Source organism: Pseudomonas eucalypticola (assembly GCF_013374995.1).
Taxonomy (GTDB): Bacteria; Pseudomonadota; Gammaproteobacteria; order Pseudomonadales; family Pseudomonadaceae; genus Aquipseudomonas; species Aquipseudomonas eucalypticola.
This window is the reverse complement of sequence record NZ_CP056030.1, coordinates 5,327,012-5,345,910: the sequence shown is the minus strand read 5'-3', so window position 1 is coordinate 5,345,910 and position 18,899 is coordinate 5,327,012. Positions and strand designations below refer to the sequence as shown.

Genomic DNA, 18,899 nt, shown 5'->3' with positions numbered 1-18,899 from the left:
GCTGCTACTCGGCTCGGTCGGGTCTGGCCACCAGCGTGTACACGCAGGGCAGCACGAACAGGGTGAACAGCGTGCCCACCGACATCCCCGTGGCGATCACCAACCCGATGTCGAAACGGCTTACCGCGCCAGCACCTGTGGCCAGTATCAGTGGCACCATGCCAAAAACCATCGCCGCGGTGGTCATCAGTACCGGCCGCAGACGAATCGCCGCGGCTTCTTCAACGGCTTCCCGCACGCCAAGCCCCTTGTCCCGCCGCAACTGGTTGGCGAACTCCACGATCAGAATACCGTGCTTGCTGATCAGCCCGATCAAGGTCACCAGGCCCACCTGGGTGTAGATGTTCAGGCTTGACCAGCCCAGGAACAACGGGATCAATGCACCGCAGATCGACAATGGTACAGTGACCAGAATCACCAGCGGGTCGCGGAAGCTTTCGAACTGCGCCGCCAGCACCAGGAAAATGATCGCCAGCGCCAGCCCGAAGGTCACCCAGAGCGCATTGCCTTCCTGAACATACTGCCGGGCGCTGCTGCCATAGTCGAAGGCAAAGCCGGCTGGAGCTTCCTGACTGGCGATATCGCGCACGGTCTGCACGGCCTCGCCCATGCTGACGATGGGGTAGCCCTGGATGATGGCCGAGTTCAGCTGCTGGAACTGGTTGAGCTGACGCGGCCGGGCACGGTCGCTGACGCTGATCAACGTTGACAGCGGCAGCAACTCGTTCTGGTTGTTGCGCACGTAATACTGATTGAGCCAGCCCGGATTGTCGCGGTAGGCGCGCTCCACCTGGGCGATGACCTTGTAGCTGCGCCCATCGAGGGTGAAGCGGTTGATCTCCGACTCCCCCAGCAGGGTGGCGAGCGTGCCGCCCAGCTCTTGCATCGACACGCCCATCTGCGCGGCCTTGGCGCGGTCGATGTCGACCACCACTTCCGGCTTGTCGAAGGCCAGGTCAATGTCCAGGAATGCGAACTTGCCACTGGCTTCGGCGCGCTCCTTGACCCGTTGCGCCACGTCCAGCAGCGACTCGTAGTCGTTCGCCGTATTGATCACGAACTCGAAAGGCAGGCCTTCCCCGGTACCCGGCAGCGCCGGCAGGTTGAAGCCGAAGATCTGTAGCCCGGGGATCTGCGCCAGGCGTGCCTGAACCTCGGGCAGCAGCTCCATCTGCGTGCGGTTGCGTTCGTTCCACGGCTTGAGCAGGAAGCCGCCGATACCCGATTGCACGCCGTTGAAGCCGTTGATCTGGAATGATGAGTAGTACTCGGGGAAGTCCTTGAAAATGGTCAGGAACTGGTTGGTGTAGGTGTTCAGGTAGTCGAGGTTGGTGGGTTGCGGCGCCGTGGCCATCATGAAGATGATGCCCTGATCTTCGTTGGGCGCCAGCTCCGACTGGGTGAACTTGAGGAACACCGGAATCAGGCCCAGCACGATCACCGCGAACACCACCACCACCGGGCGGGTCTGCAGGGTGGCGTGCAGCATGCGCTGGTAACGTTGCTTGAGGCGCTCGAAGACCTGGTCCAGGCGGTGCGCCAAACCCTTGGGGTTGGTGTCGGCACGCAGGAGCAAGGCGCACATCATGGGCGACAGCGTCAGTGCAACCACGCCGGAAATGACCACGGCGCCGGCCAGCGTCAAGGCGAATTCCTTGAACAACGCGCCAGTGAGCCCTTCCAGGAAACCGATGGGCGCGTAAACGGCGGCCAGGGTGATGGTCATGGACACCACCGGCATGGCGATTTCACGGGCACCTTCCAGGGCGGCGTCGAACGGGCTGCGGCCTTCCTCGATATGACGGTGGATGTTCTCGACGACCACGATGGCGTCGTCCACCACCAGGCCGATTGCCAGCACCATGGCCAGCAGGGTCAGCAGGTTGATGGAATACCCCATCAGTTGCATGAAGAACAGCACACCGATCATCGACAGCGGAATGGTGATCACGGGGATGACCACCGAGCGCAGGGCGCCGAGGAACAGGAACACCACCACAACCACGATCAGCACCGCCTCGAAGAGGGTCTTGACCACTTCGTCGATGGAGGCCTGGATGAACAGGGTGGCGTCGTAGGCGATGGATGCCTTGAGGTTGGGCGGTAGTTGCGCCTCGAGCTCAGGCATCAGCTTGCGCACTTCGCGGATCACGTCCAGCGGGTTGGCGCCAGGCGTAGCCTTGATGCCGATATAAACCGAAGGCGTGCCATTGAATGAACTGACGGTGTCGTAGTTTTCCGCCCCCATCTGCACACGCGCCACGTCACCCAGCAGCACCCGGCTGTCGCCGTCTGTCTTGAGCGGGATGGCGGCGAAGCCTTCGGTGGACTTCAGGTCGGTGGTGGCGTTGATGCTGGTGACGATGTATTCGCCCTTCACCTCGCCCGCGGCCGACAGAAAGTTGTAGCGGCGTACCGCGTCGGTGACATCGTTGGCGCTCAGGCCATAACCGGCCAGTTTCACCGGGTCCAGCCACAGGCGCATGGCGAACACCTGGTTGCCCAGGATTTCGGCCTGGGCCATGCCTGGCAGTGTCGCCAGCTTGGGCTGGATAACCCGCGACAGGTAATCGGTGATCTGCGGGTTGTTCAACTGGTCGCTGAAAAAGCTGATGTACATCAGCGCTGAGGCGTCGGCGGCTTCCTTGCTCAGGACTGGGTCTTCGGCGTCCTGGGGCAGCTTGTTCTTCACCTCGTTGGCCTTGGCCAGCAATTCCGTGAACAGGCGGTCGCTGTCGGCACCAATGCGCGCGTAGATGGAAATCACCGAGAAGTTCTGCCGGCTCACCGAGGTCATGTAGTCGATGCCTTCGGCACTGGCCAGGCTTTGCTGCAGTGGCTGGGTGATATAGCCCTGGATGGTTTCGGCGTTGGCGCCGGGGTAGGCGGTGGTCACCGTGATCAGGGCGTTCTCCATCTGCGGGTATTGGCGGATGGGCAGCTTGCTCCAAGCCTGGAACCCCAGCAGCACGATCAGCAGGCTGATCACACTGGCCAGCACGGGCCGGCGGATGAACGGGTCGGTAAAGGCCATGGCCGTTCTCCTGGGTCAGTGGTTGGGCTGAGTCTGGTCGGGGTTGACGCTGACGGACGCGCCGTTGGTAAGTTTCAGTTGGCCGCCGGTGACCACCTGTTCGCCGGCCTTGAGGCCCTTGCTGATGATGACGACGCCGTCGCGGCGCTCGCCGGTGTCCACGAAGCGGCGCTCGGCGATCAACACCGGTTTGCCCTGGGCGTCGGTGCTGGGCTTGCCGTCGGCTTCATGCTTTTCACCGATCACGTACAGCGAGTTGCCGTACAGGGTGTAGGCCACGGCGCTTTCGGGTACGACCACTTCGGTCCTGGGTTGTGGCAGCACGATCTGCAGGTTGGCGAACATCCCGGGCAACAGCTTGCCCTGGGGGTTGGCCAGCGTCGCGCGGATGAGGATGTTGCGGGTACTGTCTTCCACCTTGGGGTTCAGGGCGCTGATGCGGCCTTCGAAGGTCTGCCCCGGCCACGCGGCGACTGTCACCCGCACCGGTTGGTCCAGGTGAACCTGGGGGATGACCTGCTCGGCGACGTAGAAGTCCACGTACAGGCTGCTGAGGTCCTGGAGGGTGGCGATGACCGTGCCGCTGGCCAGGTAGTCGCCCACGTCCACCCTGCGAATGCCGATGGTGCCGCTGAACGGGGCGACGATATTCTTCTTCGCCAGGCTGGCCTTGAGCTGGGCCACGGTGGCCTTGTTCTTGAGCAGTACGGCGTTGAGCCGGTCGAATTCGCCCCGTGAAATTGCCCGGCTGTCTACCAGCTGGGCGCCGCGGCCGTAGTCTACCTGGGCCAGGCCCAGGTCGGCCTGGGCGGTACCGAGCAGGGCGGTTTCGACGTCGCTGTCGAGTTGCAGCAGCGGCTGGCCGGCTTTGACCTGCTGGCCGGAATCGAACTGGATGCTGCGCACGGTACCCGCAACCTCCAGGCTCAGGTTGACGCCCTGCAGCGCCTTCAGGCTGCCAACCGCCGGCAGGCGCGATTGCCAGGCGCGCTCGGTGGCGGTGGCTACGGCGACGGCCACGGGCGGCTTTGGCGCGGTGAACTGCTGGATCTGCCGGTACACGGAAAAGGCCTTGTAGCCACCCAGCACCAGCACGACGAGCAGCACGATGCCCAACATGATCAGCATGCGGCGACGCAGCATATTCCTTTTCCTTGGAGAGCAGACGAAGAGTGCAGCACATTATTCCCGTACAGCGCTTTATGCCAACGCGCTGTGTTGCTGGATATTACCTCTGTTTCGGTTGCCCCGCGCGGGCAGCAAGCGGCCCTACGGCCACTAACCGGCGCGGTGCAGGTGGTTGTCCCAGTAGCCGGCGGGCAGTTTCAGGGCGCGGCCCAGCGGGGCAGGGCCGCGGCAATCGAACAGGCGGGCGCGGCCCTGGCCGGAAGTGACCACGAAGCCATCCGCTACCGCCGCTACGCCCGCACAGTCGGGCATGCTGACTTCGAGGCGCTCGGCGCCGGTATCCAGGTCCCAGGCGAAAAACCGGTTGGCACGCGGCGCGGTCAGCGCCACCAGGCGCAAGCCGTCGTGCACGGCGACGCTGGCGGTGTAATGGGCCATCAGCCGCAGTTGCCGCTCGCTGACCGGGAAGGGTTGCATTGCCTGCCCCGGACGCTTGACCGCCAGCAGCGGTGCGCCGTGTTCGGCATCGCCCATGTACTGCTGGCAGGCCAGCACGGTGCCGTCGTTCGCGACGGCCAAGTGGCGTACGCTGTTCATCGGCTGTGCCAGGGTTTCCTGGCTCAGGCATGTTCCGTCACGGCCCATCAGCACCAGGCTGGGGGCCATGGCGTCGAGGTTCATCTCCACCCGGCTCTCGGCTTCGGTGCGAATGCCGCCGTTGGCCACCACCAGGGTCTCGCCGTCGGGCATCCAGGCCAGTTCATGGGGGCCGATGCCATGGCTGGGGAGCTCGCCGTGGCGGACCAGGCGTGGCCCGTCGAAGCGGTACACACCGATGACACCCCGGCCGGGCTCGCGGGTGTCGTTTTCCGTGGTGTACAGCCATTCGCCGCTCGCATGGACCACGGCATGCCCCTGGAAATGGCGGTCGGGCGGGGTGTTCACGGTGTGCACCAGGCGTCCATCGCGCAGGTCCAGCAGGTAGCTTTCGGTGCCGGGGCGCCGCGCCACGAACAGTGCCAGGGGAAGCCGGGGATGCTGGACGATGGCGTGGCAGCGCTGGCTGACACGGGTGGCGAACACCTGCCGGCCATCGAGGCGGTAACCAACGGCGTAATGGTGGCCTTCGCCGTCGTCGCGCGCCGACAGTAACAGCGGTGTGGCCGTGGGGGTGAGCAAGGTCTTGAACCACTGTGCCAAGCCCATGCTCAGTCCCCGTCGTTGGCGTTGAAGCCCAGGGCGATGCCCAGTGCCTTGGCCAGCTCGCCTTCATGCAGCCGGTGCAGGGTATTGAGGCGGTCGTAAAGGGTTTCCAGTTGCTGGCGGCCCTGGGGATCGGCCAGCAACTCGGCCAAGGGGCGCGGGTGCTGCGCAAGCAGTGTCTGCGCCGCCACGTACGCCGCATCCAGGCGTTCAGCCAGCCCCTTTTGCTCTTTGCCCAGCAAGCGGCGCAAGCCTTGGCCGTCCACGCCTTGCCACACGGCCTGGGCAGCGTCCAGGCTGGCGGCCAGGTTCGCCAATGATGCCTGGCTGCGCCACGCTTCGGCCTGCAGCGGTTGGGCAATACCCTTGCTCTGCCGGCCGAGTGGGGTGCCGAGCTTTTTCTTCAGCGTGTCCAGTGCGGTGACCTGGGTCCGCAGCAGGTCGGCGATGGCCTCGTGGCCGTCGGCGTAGCGCGGGTTGGGGAAGTGGCTCAGTTCCCAGAGCATGCCCTGGGGGCTGTTCCACTGGGCCAGGATGCTCTCGGCGAGGGTCTTCTGATGTTCGCCGATGGCTATCAGCAAGGGGCAGTATCGAGCCTTCTGACCGGCGTCGGCCAGATCAAGGCGGGCGTCGAACAGGATGTACTCGTAAGCCGACAGCCCCTGCACCACCACGCTGGCGCTGGCCAGCTGGCTGGCGTCCACCGGCGTCGATGCGTTCACCAGTTGGTCCACCTGGCGCCCCACCAGGTTTTTCTTGTCGGGCCAGAACTGCACCTGCCATGTGCGGTTGCCTTCGGCGAGGGGGCCGATCAGCAGCGGCTGCAACTGCGCCCAGGCGCGCTGGGCATGGAGGAAGTCTGCACGGGCGGTGTCCAGGCTGGCACTGCCTTGGCAATAGGCCAGGGCGCTGACGGCCAACTGCCGGTCGGCGTCGGCCCAGCGGTTGTAACTGGGCAGTATCACCTGTTCGGCAATCGCCGCGCTGGTAGCCGCCTGCTGGTCCTGCGGGGTGCAGGCGCCCAGAACCAGGGCGGCGAGGCTGGTGAATAACAGGGTGGGACGAAACATGCGAAGCTCCCGGCTGGGCTTACAGTGAATTCAAAAACGCCAGCAGCGCCGCGCGCTGCCCGGCATTGAACGACAACACATGGCGGCGCGACGAGTTAGCCTCGCCGTCGTGCCATAAAATGGCCTCCATGGCGTCACGCGCGCGGCCGTCGTGCAGGTACTGCGTATGGCCGCTGACCGCCTCGCTCAAGCCCATGCCCCACAGCGGCGCGGTGCGCCATTGTTGGCCAGTGGCGGTGAACTCGCTGCGCTGGTCCGCCAGCCCCGGCCCCATGTCATGCAGCAGCAGGTCGGTGTAGGGGCGAATGCGCTGGTTCGCCAGTTCCGGTTCGGCAGCGTCAGCGGCGGTGGTGTATTGGGGCACATGGCAGGTCTGGCAGCCGGCCTGGTGGAAGAGTTGTTTGCCGGCCAGAACCTGGGGGGTGTTGACGTCCCGGCGTGCCGGTACCGCCACGTTGCGGGTGTAGAACAGCACCAGGCGTTCGATGTTTTCGCTCACCTCCGGGGCGCCGCCGTGGGGCGCGACCAGGCACTCGAACTGGGCCGCCGTGCAGGGCGCATCGGGCAACTGGCGGGTAGTCAGCCCCAGGTCGTTGGCAAACGCGTGGGCATTCTGCTGGGCAAGGGTAGGCTGGCCAGCTTTCCAGCCAAAGCGGCCGATCACGGTTCTGCCCTGGGCGCCGTCCCACACCCAGTTGGGCTGGCCATGAACGCCGTCGGCCTGGGCCGCCTGAGCCTCGGCGTTGGCTAGAAGCGCGGATTCGGGAATGGCCTCCAGCAGGCCCAGGCCGATCATCGGGGGCGCGACGCGGGCCGAAAGGCGCGCATCGGGGTGCAGCGGCCCATAGCCCAGTTGGCTCAGTACCAGGCGCGGCTTGCGCAACTCGACCCGGGTGCCGTCGTCGAAAGTGACGGGCACCAGGTCATATTCCACTCGTACCTTGGCCTCCGGGGCGACCCCGGGAATCGCCATGTCCTGCAGTTGGGTGCCGTACACCGGTTCGGGGTTGACACCCAGGCGCTGGATGACGTGCGCCTGGGCCGCCGTGTCGGGAATGGACACGCGCACCAGCATCGATACCGCGCTGCTGGCATCCGGCTCGGGCGGGTGGCCGCGGCCATCCTTGATATGGCAGTTCTGGCAGGCATTGCTGTTGAATAGCGGGCCCAGGCCGTCGCGGGCGATCGTGGTCGCGGGGGCTATGACCCACGGGCTGCGAAAGAAACTGTTGCCGGCGCTGAAGTCCACCCGGCGTTCCCCCGACAGGTTGGCCGAAGGCTGGGCGAAGGCGTTGACGTCACCACGCCACACCGTGGTGGTACCGCCTGCCAAGGCTTCCCCGGGCTCCTCCACCCCCAGGCGCACGCTATCGCCGCAGCCTGTCAGGCACAGGGTCAGTAACGTGGCGCCGAAGTGGGGGGCAGACGACATTGGCAATCCATGGCAAAAGGGCAGGGGCTAGAAGTTATGGTCAGCCGTGTCCGGGTTCAGGTCGCTGATGCCCAGCTTGCCAGCCGCGTTCTCGATGGCCGCCGTCTGCCGCACCAGCGCGCTGATGGCTTCGCGTACCAGCTGATGACCGGCTTCGTTGCCCACGGCGATCAGCTGGTCGTAGTGCTCGCCGCCGTTCGCGCGGTCGACGATGGCCTGCAAGCGGGCCTGCGTGGCGTCCAGGTCGGCACGCAGGCTGGCATCGCTCGCCGGGTCGGCCTTGGCCACCAGCGCCGAAAGACTCGGACCGCTCAAGCGACTGCCGTCCAGGCGCGTGTACTCCCCCAGGTAGATATTACGAATGCCCAGCGCGTCGTAGTAGTGGGAGTGGTGCGTGTTGTCGCTGAAGCAATCGTGCTCGTCTTCTGGCGAGTTGGCTTCCAAAGACACCTTCATCCGCTCGCCCGCCAGTTCGCCCAGCGACAGGCTGCCCATGCCGAACAGCATCTTGCGCAGGCCGTTGCGCCCTGGTTCCGCTTCCAGGCTGGCGCGGTAGTTGTCGGCGACCCCGGCTTTCCATTGCTGGGTCATGTCCTGCAGGTCGGACACCAGCAGGCGGGTCACAGCGCTCAGGTAGGCCCGGCGGCGATCGTTGTGGCCGCCAGTGGCGTCGGGCCCCAGCCGGTAGTCGGACGCCGGTCGGTTGCCCGCGCCGGGGCCGGTGCCGTTCAGGTCCTGGCCCCACAACAGGAACTCGATGGCGTGGTACCCGGTGGCCACGTTGGCTTCCGAACCGCCCAGTTCGTTGAGGCTGGCCAATGACTCGGGGGTGATTTCGGTGATGTCGACCTTGTCCTCGCCGATCTGGATATGCGCGTTGGCGATGATGTTGGCCTTGGCGGCCGGGTTGCCCAACGCCGACTCGTAGCTGGTGTCGACGTAGTCGATCAGGCCTTCGTCCAGCGGCCAGGCATTCACCTGGCCTTCCCAGTCATCAACGATGGGGTTGGCGAACCGGAATACCTCGCTTTGCAGGTAGGGCACGCGGGCCGCGACCCAGGCCTGGCGTGCCGCGTCGAGCGTGTTGTCATCCGGCTTGGCAAGGAAGGCGTCGATCGCCGCCTGCAGCGCCACGGCGCCAGTGTGGGCGTCGGTGAATACCGCCAGGGCCAGGTCGGCATAATGCGCCACCACTGCTCGGGCCGCGGCTTCGTCAACCCCGACACCGCCCGTGGCTGCGGCGCTGGCGGCGGTCGCCTGCGTCGCGGGCGCCTGTTCCTGCTTGCTGTCGTCGCAACCGGCGAGCGAGACGGCGATGGCCAGCAGGCCAGCGGTGGCCAGGGGCATGTGAGTCATGGCGATATCCTGCGTCGAGAGAGGAGGCGAGGCGGGGGCCACGCGCAAAATCGGCGCAATCATGCGAAGGATATGCGTTTTATGTAAACCAGGAAGATGTAAGCAAATTCATCAGGCCCGGGGCAGGGCCTTAAAGGCTCACTGCCTGGCTACGCTGGGCCTGCTTGAGGAAGGCGGTCAATTCGCGGGCTGGCAGCGGTTTGCTGTACAGGTAGCCCTGGCCCTCGTGGCAGCCTTCGGAAATGATGTAGCGTTCCTGCTCAAGGGTTTCCACGCCTTCGGCGATCACCTGCATGCCCAGGCTTTTGCCCAGCTGGATGATGGCTCGCACGATGGTGGCGTCATCGTCGTCTTCCAGCAGGTCCTGGACGAAGCTCTTGTCGATCTTGATCTTGTCCAGTGGCAGCGATTTCAGGTAACTGAGCGAGGAGTAGCCGGTGCCGAAGTCGTCGATGGCGATCAAGGCGCCCGAGCGGCGCAGGCTCAGCAGGTGCTGGGCGGCGGTGCTGATGTCTTCCATCAGGCCGGTTTCGGTGACTTCCAGTTCCAGGCTGCGCGGCGGCAGGCGGTAGATCTGCAGGAAGTTGCTGACCACTCGTGGCAGTTCGGCGTGGTGCAGCTGCACGGTGGAGAGGTTGACCGCCATGCGCAGGTCATTGAAGCCCTGGTCCAGCCATTCGCGCAGTTGTCGGCAGGCCTGGTCCATGACCCATTCACCGATGGCGATGATGCTGCCGTTCTGTTCGGCCAGAGGGATGAACTGGTCGGGGGGCACCAGGCCGTGCTCAGGGTGCTGCCAGCGCAGCAAGGCCTCCACCCCGACCACGCGATGGTCGCGATAGCTGATCTGGGGCTGGTAAGCGAGGAACAGTTGGCCGCGCGCGATGGCTTCGCGCAGGTCCTTTTCCAGCTCGCGACGCCGGCGCATTTCACTGTCGACGCTGGCGATGTAGAACTGGTAGCGGTTGCGCGAGCGGGACTTGGCCAAGGTCATGGTCTGTTCGGCTTTCTGCAGCAGCTTTTCAGTACTGTCGCCGTCCTCGGGGAACAGGGTGATGCCGATGGTCGCGCGCAGGCGGATCTCCTGCAGGTCGGGGCCGAAGGGGGCCTCCAGGTCGTCAAGAATGCTTTGCGCCAGTTCGGCGGCCTGGTAGGGCTGGTCGATGTCGGCCTGTACCAGGGCGAACTGGTCGCCCCCCAGGCGTGCCAGGGCCCCGAGGCGGCCGCTGTGGGCCCGCAGGCGGTCGGCCAGGGCCAGCAGCAATTGGTCGCCGGTCTGGTAGGTGAATTGCTCGTTGATGCTCTTGAAATCGTCCAGGCCGACGCACAACACAGCTACCCGGCGCTGCAACCGGCCGGCATCGATCAGGATCTTGTCCAGCTGTGACTGCAGTTGCTGGCGGTTGGGCAGGCCGGTGAGGAAGTCGTACTGGGCCATGCGCAGCAGGCTGTTTTCAGCTTCATGGCGCAGGTGCGTGTTGCGCTCGATGGACGCCAGCAGCTGGTTGGCGGTATTGATCCACAGCCCCAGTTCGTTTTTCTCGTGGCCCTTGAGCGCTGGCAGCTTGTGTTCGCTGGGGCGGTCGGGGTTGATTTGCGTCAGGTGTTCGATGATCTGTTTGAGCGGCCGGGTCAGCAGCCAGTGGTACACCAGGTACAAAGCCAGGCCCATGGCCATGGCGCGCAATACACCGGAAATGAAGATGATCACCGAACTCATGATGAAACCCTGGCCGTAGGGCGCGGTGTCCAGGGTGATGCTCAAGTCGCCATAGTATTCGCTGTAGGGCCCGCGGCCCACCAGTTGCGTGGTGAAGGTGCGCTCCTGGCCCAGGATGGGGTCGGTCAGCCAGCGTGTGGCGGTCTTTAGCGGTGGGCGGGTCTTCTCGGCCAGCATCGGTTCATTGGGGTGCCCGATGGAGGCGATGCGCACCGCATTGTCCTGGAACAGGCCTTCGATGACCTGCATACCCATTTCCCGGTCGAGGCTGTACACCGCCTGGGTGGACGGGTCGCGGAACATGTCGAGGATCCGCGCGGCATCGTTGGCCACGGCCTGACGGGTCTTGTAGGCATCGAACACGATTTGGGCGCAACTGAGCACTACCCCTACGATCAGCGCAGAGAGCAGCACAACGCGTAGCAACTTCACCGACAAGCTGTTCTTGAGTTCCAGCTTCAAAGGGCCATTCCTTGTTGCATGCAGGTGGCATCAATATGCCATTATCGGTGGCAATCCCGGTGGGCAGTCAAGGGGTGAGCCTGTGTAGATCTTAGCTGTATCGCAGATCGAGGCAAGGGGTTTGCGTTGCAGGCTGCGAGGTGTGAGGAAAAGCTCTGTGGTGGGGCGCGCAAAGTTTGTTGTCGTTTGGGAAAAAGTGAGTCGGCGTAAGGCCGGAACCGTCAGTTTGCGCAACCTGCTCAATGGATATGCGTGCGATCCTTATTAGCAGGGTGGCTTTTCAATTCGAGTACATATCCAAGGGGGTGGCGGCCCGGCTGGCGGTTTCGCCCTTACGGCGAGTCACTTTTTGGCAGACGCCCCAAAAAGTAACCAAAAAGGGCTCGCCCCTGCTGGGGCCCTGCGCTGCGCTCCGGGTACCCACCTTCCGACGCCGACCAGGGGGCAAACGGCCCCGGCTATAGAAGCGTGCCGGGGCCGTTTCCTCGGCTGACGCCTCGGGCCCTGCGGGCAGCCCCCTGGTCGGCGCCGAAAGGCGGCCCAGGCGCTTAACGGGGCGGCACGTCAAAAGCAAGATCAAAAGCAAAGGCAAAAGCCAAAGCCAAAGCCACAGCAAAAGCCACGGCGGAAGCCAACATTTGGCTGAGGTGCGTTGCCGTAGAGAAAGCCGATCTCAGGGTTGGGTTTTTGCTGGCCTTTGATCCTGCTTTTGATGTTGCTTTTGCTTTTGCTTTTGACGTGCCGCCCCGTAAAGCGCCTGGGCCTCCTTCCGGTGTCGACCAGAGGGCAGCCCGCAGGGCCCGAGGCTTTAGCCGAGGAACGGCCCCGGCACGCTTCTATAGCCGGGGCCGTTTGCCCTTTGGTCGGCGCCGGAAGGAGGGAACCCGGAGCGCAGCGTAGGGCCCCAGCAGGGGCGAGACTTTTTTGCTTACTTTTTTTGTCGTTTGAAAAAAAGTGAGCCGGCGTAAGGCCGGAACCGCCAGTTTGCGCACCCTGCTCAATGGATATGCGTGCGATCCTATTAGCAGCGTGGCTTTTCAATTCGAGTACATATCCAAGGGGGTGGCGGCCCGGCTGGCGGTTTCGCCCTTACGGCGAGTCACTTTTTGGCAGACGCCCCAAAAAGTAACCAAAAAGGGCTCGCCCCTGCTGGGGCCCTGCGCTGCGCTCCGGGTACCCACCTTCCGACGCCGACCAGGGGGCAAACGGCCCCGGCTATAGAAGCGTGCCGGGGCCGTTTCCTCGGCTGACGCCTCGGGCCCTGCGGGCAGCCCCCTGGTCGGCGCCGAAAGGTGGCCCAGGCGCTTAACGGGGCGGTACATCAAAAGCAAGATCAAAAGCCACAGCAAAAGCAAAAGCCACAGCAAAAGCAAAAGCAAAAGCAAAAGCAAAAGCCAAGAACCAAGGCGGAAGCTAACACTTGGCTCAAGTGCGTCGGCGCTCGCTAACTGCGTTCCCGTAGAGAAAGCCGATCTCAGGATTGGGTTTTTCGCTGGCTTTTGATGTTGCTTTTGCTTACTTTTTGTCGTTTGAAAAAAAGTGAGCCGGCGTCAGGCCGGAACCGCCAGTTCGCGCACCCTGTGCAATGGATATGTCCACGATCCCATTAGCAGCGTGTTGCGCTTGCCGCCACTTTGCAAAATCCGCACGCACAAAAAACCCGGCCGAAGCCGGGTTTTTCAGCAAGCTGGCAGCTTAGGCAGTGAAGGTTTTACCTTCGAACTGCTCAGCCACGAACTTCCAGTTGACCAGGCTCCAGAACGCCTCGACATACTTCGGACGCAGGTTGCGGTAGTCGATGTAGTAAGCGTGTTCCCAGACATCGCAGGTCAGCAGCGGGGTGTCGCCGCTGGTCAGCGGGTTGCCGGCGCCAATGGTGCTGGCCAGGGCCAGGGAGCCGTCAGCTTTCTTCACCAGCCAGCCCCAGCCGGAGCCGAAGGTGCCGATGGAAGTCTTGCTGAACTCTTCCTTGAACTTGTCGAAGGAGCCGAACGCAGCGTTGATGGCCTCGGCCAGGGCGCCGGTAGGCTGGCCACCGGCGTTTGGCGCCAGGCAGTTCCAGTAGAAAGTGTGGTTCCAGACCTGGGCGGCGTTGTTGAAGATGCCACCGGAGGAAGACTTGACGATTTCTTCCAGGGTCTTGCCTTCGAACTCGGTGCCTGGCACCAGGTTGTTCAGGTTCACGACGTAGGTGTTGTGGTGCTTGTCGTGGTGGTATTCCAGCGTCTCTTTGGAGATGTGCGGCTGCAGCGCATCGTGGGCGTAGGGCAGCGGCGGCAATTCAAAAGCCATGGTGATTCTCCTAATCAGGTCTGTTGCGGTGAGCGCAAGGCCGATCACGGGCGGCCATAGATACGCCGGCGAGTTTTTACTCTTTGCGGCGCAAGCTTGGGATCATAGCACCGGGGCTGCGGCATAACCACGCAACAACTGTGTGGGATAGAGGTTCCAGAGCGGCTGCCGCCCGCAGACCAGTGGCTCAGGCAACGATCAGTTGTGCTGCCACGGCGAACATCATCACCGCCACCATCAGATCCAGCAGCCGCCACGTGGCGGGCCGCGCCAGCCAAGGGGCCAGCCACGCCGCACCCAGGGCCAGGGTGAAGAACCACAGCAAGGACGCGCTGGCGGCGCCGGCCACGTACGCGCCGGGTTCGGCCTGCTGGGCGCCCAGGGAGCCAATGAGCAGTACGGTGTCCAGGTACACATGGGGGTTGAGCAAGGTGACCGCCAGGGCGCTGAGCAACACTGCCCGACGCGAACGCTGGCCGCTGTGCTGGCCTTGTTGCAGGCTCTGCCGGGAACAGGCACGGCGTAATGCCTGGGCGCCGTACCACAACAGGAAGGCCGCGCCACCCCAACGCGCCACGCTTAGCAGCAATGGGCTGTGGACCAGTACGTTGGCCAGCCCGAACACACCCAGGGTCACCAGCACCGCGTCGCACAGCACGCATAACGCCGCGACGGGCAGGTGATGCTCGCGGCGCAGGCTCTGGGCCAGCACAAAGGCATTCTGGGTACCGATTGCCATGATCAGCCCCGCCGCGACCATCAGACCGTTCATATAACTGTGCCACATGCCTGCCATTCTCCTGTTCGAGTACTGGGAGTGTGGGGGGCTTTGCTGTATAAGAAAAACAAATAGCGTTCATCACTCATTAGGAAAAGTAATGTTTGATTACAAACTGCTTTCCGCGCTGGCCGCCGTTACTGAGCAGGCCGGTTTCGAACGTGCCGCCCAGGTGCTGGGGCTGTCTCAGTCGGCGGTCTCCCAACGCATCAAGTTGCTGGAAGCGCGGGTTGGCCAGCCGGTGCTGGTAAGGGCGACCCCACCGGTGCCCACGGAGATCGGCCGACGGCTGCTCAACCACGTTCAGCAAGTACGCTTGCTCGAACGCGACCTTCAAGGGCAGGTGCCGGCCCTGGACGAGGAAGGCATGCCGCAAAGGCTGCGCATCGCCCTGAACGCCGATAGCCTGGCCACGTGGTGGGCGGCCGCCGTCGGCGACTTCTGCACGGCGCGTGGCGTATTGCTGGATCTGGTAGTCGAAGACCAGGACGTGGGCCTCAAGCGCATGCGTGCCGGGGAGGTGGCCGCCTGTGTCTGCGGCAGCGAACGACCCGTGGCGGGCGCGCGCAGCCTCCCGCTGGGGGCCATGCGCTACCTGGCGCTGGCCAGCCCCGGGTTCGTCGAGAGGCATTTCCCCGACGGCTTCGTTGCGGGACAATTGGCCCAGACCCCGGCGCTGGTCTATGGCCCCGATGACCTGTTGCAGCACCGCTACCTGGCTGAACTGGGCATCGAGGGTGGTTTCCTGCACCACCTGTGTCCTTCGTCGGAAGGCTTCCTGCGCATGGCCGAGCATGGGCTTGGCTGGGGCCTGGTGCCGGCGTTGCAGGCACGCACGCAGTTGGCCAGCGGCACCTTGGTGCAGCTGTTGCCAGAGCGCTGGATCGATGTACCGCTGTATTGGCACCACTGGCGTCATGGCGGGCAATTGCTGAGCGACCTAACGGACCACCTGGCACGCCAGGCGGCACGCTGGTTGGTGGCATGAGCCGGCACGCGCCCTTATTCAAGCTGAACCCGATGCGGAGCGTTTCATGAAAATTCTGGTGACCGGCGCAAGCGGTTTCATTGGCGGGCGTTTTGCCCGCCACGCGCTGGAACAGGGCCTGGAGGTGCGCGTGAGCGGCCGTCGGGCCGAGGGGGTAGAACACCTGGTGCGCCGTGGCGCCCAGTTCGTGCAGGGCGACCTGACCGACCCGGACCTGGTGCGCCGCTTGTGCATTGGGATCGAGGCCGTGGTCCACTGTGCCGGCGCGGTGGGTAACTGGGGGCGCTATCAGGACTTTCATCGTGGCAACGTGGAGGTCACCGAGAACGTGGTCGAGTCGTGTCTCAAGGAGCAGGTACGACGCCTGGTGCACCTGTCATCACCGTCTATCTATTTCGATGGCCGCTCGCATCTGGCGCTGCGCGAGGAACAGGTGCCCCGGCGCTTCCATGACCACTACGCCAAGACCAAATACCTGGCCGAACAGAAAGTGTTCGGGGCCGCGGAGTTCGGCCTCGAGGTCCTGGCCCTGCGCCCGCGCTTCGTGACCGGTGCCGGTGACGTCAGTATCTTCCCGCGGTTGTTGCAGATGCAGAAAAAGAACCGTTTGAAGATCATTGGCAATGGCTTGAACAAGGTCGACTTCACCAGTGTGCAGAACCTCAATGAAGCGCTGATGAGTGCGCTGCTGGCCGACGAGCCGGCGTTGGGCAAAGCCTACAACATCAGCAACGGCGCGCCGGTGCCGATCTGGGACGTGGTCAACTATGTGATGCGCCAGATGAACCTGCCTCAGGCCACGCGCTACCGCTCATACGGCCTGGCCTACACGGCTGCCGCGCTCAACGAGGGCGCGTGCCTGTTGTGGCCGGGGCGGCCGCAGCCGACCTTGTCGCGCCTGGGCATGCAGGTCATGAACAAGGATTTCACCCTGGACATCAGCCGCGCCAGGCATTATCTGAACTACGCGCCCCAGGTGAGCCTGTGGGCGGCCCTGGACGAGTTCTGCGCCTGGTGGCGAGCCCAGGACCGAACTGGTAGCCGTTGACCCGGTATACTCGCAGCCATTTCACGCCATTCCTGTGTGTTTGCAGAAGGTTTCCCCATGCGTAACGACGCCCGTGACGATGATTTCGACAATGTCCCTCGCCTGAGCGCCAAGGACGGCGATGACGACGACTTTGCCTCCACCCCCCATGCTGAGCGCGGGCGCACCACGGTGTATTCGCGCGCCACGCCAGTGGTCAAGGTCAAGGGCGCCAGCACTGGCCCGCTGTGGGCCCTGGTCGGTGCCCTGAGTATCGCCCTGGTGGGCCTTGGCTGGTGGAGCTTCCAGCAGATATCGTTGATGGAGCAACAACTGGTGGCGACCCAGGAAAGCTTCGCACGCATCAGTGAAGAGGCGGCCGGCCGCCTGCGCGACATCAGCGGCAAGGTGGTGGCCACCGAGTCCAGTGCCACCAGTGGCAGCGAACAATTGAAGCTGCAGATCAAGCAGTTGCAGGCCCAGTTGCAGGATCAGGGCCGCTTGCAGCAGGGGGTGGCCGGGCAGCAGGGCGACCTGGGCAAGCGCATTGACCAGGCCTTGGCCGTGGCGAGCGCGCAGCAGGCCGCCAATGACCAGGTGCAGGCCCAACTCAAGAGCCTGAGCGCCGACCTGGCGACCCTCAAGGGCGGCCAGGCTGACGCCGGCAAGCTGGACGCCCAGATCAAGGCGCTGACCACAGACGTGGCCGCGCTGAAGAAGCAAGGCAACGTGACGGGCCGGCTCGATAGCGTCGAGCAGGACCTGGTGGTGCTCAAAAGCGAGGTGGAAAACCGCCCGGCCCCGGCCGCCGGCACCAACACCGCCGAATTCGACTCGTTCCGTGGCCAGACCACGCGCAACATCACCACGTTGCAGAGCCAGATCCAGAACCTGCAGCAGCAGATCAATACCCGGCAGTGACGCGCAGCGTATGAGGCCGGGCGAAGCTCGGGATGGCTCCAGCGGGCTCAGTCAGAGACTGCGCGAGGTGCCGTGCCCGAGCTACATTGCTGGGGGTCAGAGCGTCGGGTAGTCCAGGTACCCCTCGGCACCCTTGGCATAGAACAGTTCCGGCCGTGCGTCGTTCAGCGGAGCATCCGCCGCCAGGCGTGCGACCAGGTCAGGGTTGGCGATGAACGGCACGCCGAAAGCCACGGCGTCGGCGGTACCGGCTGCCAGGGCGGCATTGGCGCTGGCCTTGGTGAAACGTTCGTTGGCGATGTAAGGGCCACCGAAGGCGTCCTTCAAAGCAGCACCGATGCTGTCGTCGGCTTCCTTCTCGCGGGCGCAGATGAATGCCACGCCGCGCTTGCCCAATTCACGGGCCACGTAGCTGAAGGTTTCCAGGCGGTTCGCGTCGCCCATGTCATGGGAGTCGGCGCGCGGCGCCAGGTGCACGCCGACCCGGCCTGCGCCCCAGACCTCGATGCAGGCATCGGTCACTTCCAGGAGCAGGCGCGCCCGGTTTTCCAGTGAGCCGCCGTATTGGTCGGTGCGCTGGTTGGTGCTGCTCTGCAGGAACTGGTCGAGCAGGTAGCCGTTGGCGCCATGCACTTCCACGCCATCGAAGCCCGCAGCCTTGGCGTTTTCCGCGCCTTGGCGGTAAGCCTCGACGATATCGGCAATTTCCGCGGTTTCCAGCGCACGCGGGGTGGGGTACTCGGTGATCGGCCGCACCAGGCTCACATGGCCGGCCGGCTTGACGGCGCTGGGGGCCACCGGTGTTTCGCCGTTGAGGTAGCTTTCATGGGAAATACGGCCCACGTGCCACAGTTGCAGGAAGATGCGTCCACCGGCGCCATGCACAGCCTTGGTGATGTTGGTCCAGCCACGCACCTGGTCGTTGGACCAGATGCCGGGGGTGTCCGGGTAGCCCACGCCCATGGGCGTTACCGAGGTGGCCTCGGTGAGGATCAGGCCGGCGGTGGCGCGCTGAACGTAGTATTCGGCCATCATCGCGTTCGGCACGCGGCCTTCGTCGGCGCGGCAGCGGGTCAGCGGTGCCATGATGATGCGGTTCGGCAGCTCGAGGTCACCCAGCTTGATCGGGTCGAAAATAGTGGTCATGGACATGCCTCACATTGGGTTGAAAAGGGCTCAGAGCTCGTGGCTCATCTGCTTGAGGAAGGCCTGGATGGTTTCCTCGTTGCGTTGGAAAAAGTGCCATTGGCCGACCTTGCGGCTGCTGACCAGGCCGGCGCGTTGCAGTGTCGCCAGGTGCGCCGAGACCGTGGACTGCGACAGGCCGCAACGCTGGTCGATCTGGCCGGCGCACACGCCCAGCTCCGTGCTGTGGTGCACCTGATCGGGAAACTCCGCCTCGGGGTTCTTCAGCCAGCCGAGGATGTCTCGTCGAACCGGGTGGGCCAGGGCTTTGATGATTTCGTCAAGGTCGAGTGGCATGGCAGC

Annotated in this window: 14 protein-coding genes; 3 read left to right on the top strand and 11 right to left on the bottom strand. The window is 64.2% G+C overall.

Features of this window, described 5'->3' with window-relative positions; genetic code table 11:
* Positions 1–4 precede the first annotated feature (4 nt).
* The 9 genes from HWQ56_RS23850 to HWQ56_RS23810 all read right to left on the bottom strand — a co-directional run bounded on the left by HWQ56_RS23850 (position 5) and on the right by HWQ56_RS23810 (position 14,484).
* Entirely contained in the window at positions 5–3,034 is a 3,030-nt protein-coding gene (locus HWQ56_RS23850; protein WP_176571943.1) for a multidrug efflux RND transporter permease subunit, read from the bottom strand.
* A 15-nt stretch (positions 3,035–3,049) separates the two neighbouring features.
* Positions 3,050–4,177, bottom strand: coding sequence for an efflux RND transporter periplasmic adaptor subunit (locus tag HWQ56_RS23845; RefSeq protein WP_176571942.1), 1,128 nt, complete (start codon positions 4,175–4,177; stop codon positions 3,050–3,052).
* 135 nt (positions 4,178–4,312) lie between these two features.
* Entirely contained in the window at positions 4,313–5,368 is a 1,056-nt protein-coding gene (locus HWQ56_RS23840; protein ID WP_176571941.1) for a DUF1513 domain-containing protein, read from the bottom strand.
* Between the two features lie 2 nt (positions 5,369–5,370).
* Positions 5,371–6,435 carry an imelysin family protein gene (locus HWQ56_RS23835; protein WP_158155628.1) on the bottom strand — a complete coding sequence of 355 codons (1,065 nt, stop codon included), beginning with the start codon at positions 6,433–6,435 and terminating at the stop codon, positions 5,371–5,373.
* Positions 6,436–6,454: 19 nt separating this feature from the next.
* Complete coding sequence (locus tag HWQ56_RS23830) at positions 6,455–7,867, bottom strand: di-heme oxidoreductase family protein (RefSeq protein ID WP_176571940.1); 1,413 nt, start codon at positions 7,865–7,867, stop codon at positions 6,455–6,457.
* Between the two features lie 27 nt (positions 7,868–7,894).
* Complete coding sequence (locus HWQ56_RS23825; protein WP_176571939.1) at positions 7,895–9,223, bottom strand: imelysin family protein; 1,329 nt, start codon at positions 9,221–9,223, stop codon at positions 7,895–7,897.
* Positions 9,224–9,353: 130 nt separating this feature from the next.
* Positions 9,354–11,405 carry a putative bifunctional diguanylate cyclase/phosphodiesterase gene (locus HWQ56_RS23820; RefSeq protein ID WP_158155634.1) on the bottom strand — a complete coding sequence of 684 codons (2,052 nt, stop codon included), beginning with the start codon at positions 11,403–11,405 and terminating at the stop codon, positions 9,354–9,356.
* A gap of 1,695 nt (positions 11,406–13,100) precedes the next feature.
* The gene (locus tag HWQ56_RS23815; RefSeq protein WP_158158677.1) at positions 13,101–13,697 is read right to left on the bottom strand and encodes a superoxide dismutase; all 597 of its coding nucleotides are present in this window, start codon (positions 13,695–13,697) and stop codon (positions 13,101–13,103) included.
* A gap of 187 nt (positions 13,698–13,884) precedes the next feature.
* Entirely contained in the window at positions 13,885–14,484 is a 600-nt protein-coding gene (locus HWQ56_RS23810) for a LysE/ArgO family amino acid transporter (protein WP_176571938.1), read from the bottom strand.
* A gap of 91 nt (positions 14,485–14,575) precedes the next feature.
* On the opposite strand from HWQ56_RS23810, the gene HWQ56_RS23805 reads away from it, so the two are divergent.
* From HWQ56_RS23805 to HWQ56_RS23795, 3 genes are read left to right on the top strand one after another with little or no spacing between them, the layout of a single operon-like run.
* Entirely contained in the window at positions 14,576–15,463 is an 888-nt protein-coding gene (locus tag HWQ56_RS23805) for a LysR family transcriptional regulator ArgP (RefSeq protein ID WP_176571937.1), read from the top strand.
* 46 nt (positions 15,464–15,509) lie between these two features.
* Complete coding sequence (locus HWQ56_RS23800) at positions 15,510–16,511, top strand: NAD-dependent epimerase/dehydratase family protein (protein WP_176571936.1); 1,002 nt, start codon at positions 15,510–15,512, stop codon at positions 16,509–16,511.
* A gap of 57 nt (positions 16,512–16,568) precedes the next feature.
* Entirely contained in the window at positions 16,569–17,411 is an 843-nt protein-coding gene (locus tag HWQ56_RS23795) for an ATPase (RefSeq protein ID WP_158158673.1), read from the top strand.
* Positions 17,412–17,507: 96 nt separating this feature from the next.
* Here HWQ56_RS23795 and HWQ56_RS23790 read toward each other — a convergent pair whose 3' ends face one another.
* Both HWQ56_RS23790 and HWQ56_RS23785 read right to left on the bottom strand, forming a co-directional pair.
* Positions 17,508–18,557: an alkene reductase gene (locus HWQ56_RS23790; RefSeq protein WP_176571935.1), complete on the bottom strand. Its 1,050-nt coding sequence runs from the start codon at positions 18,555–18,557 to the stop codon at positions 17,508–17,510.
* A gap of 30 nt (positions 18,558–18,587) precedes the next feature.
* A complete protein-coding gene (locus HWQ56_RS23785; RefSeq protein ID WP_158158671.1) occupies positions 18,588–18,893 on the bottom strand; it encodes an ArsR/SmtB family transcription factor in 306 nt (101 codons plus the stop codon).
* Positions 18,894–18,899: the final 6 nt, after the last annotated feature.

Excerpts from the sequence above, each read along its gene's own strand:
- HWQ56_RS23850 (WP_176571943.1), bottom strand. The coding sequence starts at position 3,034 with ATGGCCTTTACCGACCCGTTCATCCGCCGGCCCGTGCTGGCCAGTGTG.
- HWQ56_RS23845 (WP_176571942.1), bottom strand. The coding sequence starts at position 4,177 with ATGCTGCGTCGCCGCATGCTGATCATGTTGGGCATCGTGCTGCTCGTC.
- HWQ56_RS23840 (WP_176571941.1), bottom strand. The coding sequence starts at position 5,368 with ATGGGCTTGGCACAGTGGTTCAAGACCTTGCTCACCCCCACGGCCACA.
- HWQ56_RS23835 (WP_158155628.1), bottom strand. The coding sequence starts at position 6,435 with ATGTTTCGTCCCACCCTGTTATTCACCAGCCTCGCCGCCCTGGTTCTG.
- HWQ56_RS23830 (WP_176571940.1), bottom strand. The coding sequence starts at position 7,867 with ATGTCGTCTGCCCCCCACTTCGGCGCCACGTTACTGACCCTGTGCCTG.
- HWQ56_RS23825 (WP_176571939.1), bottom strand. The coding sequence starts at position 9,223 with ATGACTCACATGCCCCTGGCCACCGCTGGCCTGCTGGCCATCGCCGTC.
- HWQ56_RS23815 (WP_158158677.1), bottom strand. The coding sequence starts at position 13,697 with ATGGCTTTTGAATTGCCGCCGCTGCCCTACGCCCACGATGCGCTGCAG.
- HWQ56_RS23810 (WP_176571938.1), bottom strand. The coding sequence starts at position 14,484 with ATGTGGCACAGTTATATGAACGGTCTGATGGTCGCGGCGGGGCTGATC.
- HWQ56_RS23805 (WP_176571937.1), top strand. The coding sequence starts at position 14,576 with ATGTTTGATTACAAACTGCTTTCCGCGCTGGCCGCCGTTACTGAGCAG.
- HWQ56_RS23800 (WP_176571936.1), top strand. The coding sequence starts at position 15,510 with ATGAAAATTCTGGTGACCGGCGCAAGCGGTTTCATTGGCGGGCGTTTT.
- HWQ56_RS23795 (WP_158158673.1), top strand. The coding sequence starts at position 16,569 with ATGCGTAACGACGCCCGTGACGATGATTTCGACAATGTCCCTCGCCTG.
- HWQ56_RS23790 (WP_176571935.1), bottom strand. The coding sequence starts at position 18,557 with ATGACCACTATTTTCGACCCGATCAAGCTGGGTGACCTCGAGCTGCCG.
- HWQ56_RS23785 (WP_158158671.1), bottom strand. The coding sequence starts at position 18,893 with ATGCCACTCGACCTTGACGAAATCATCAAAGCCCTGGCCCACCCGGTT.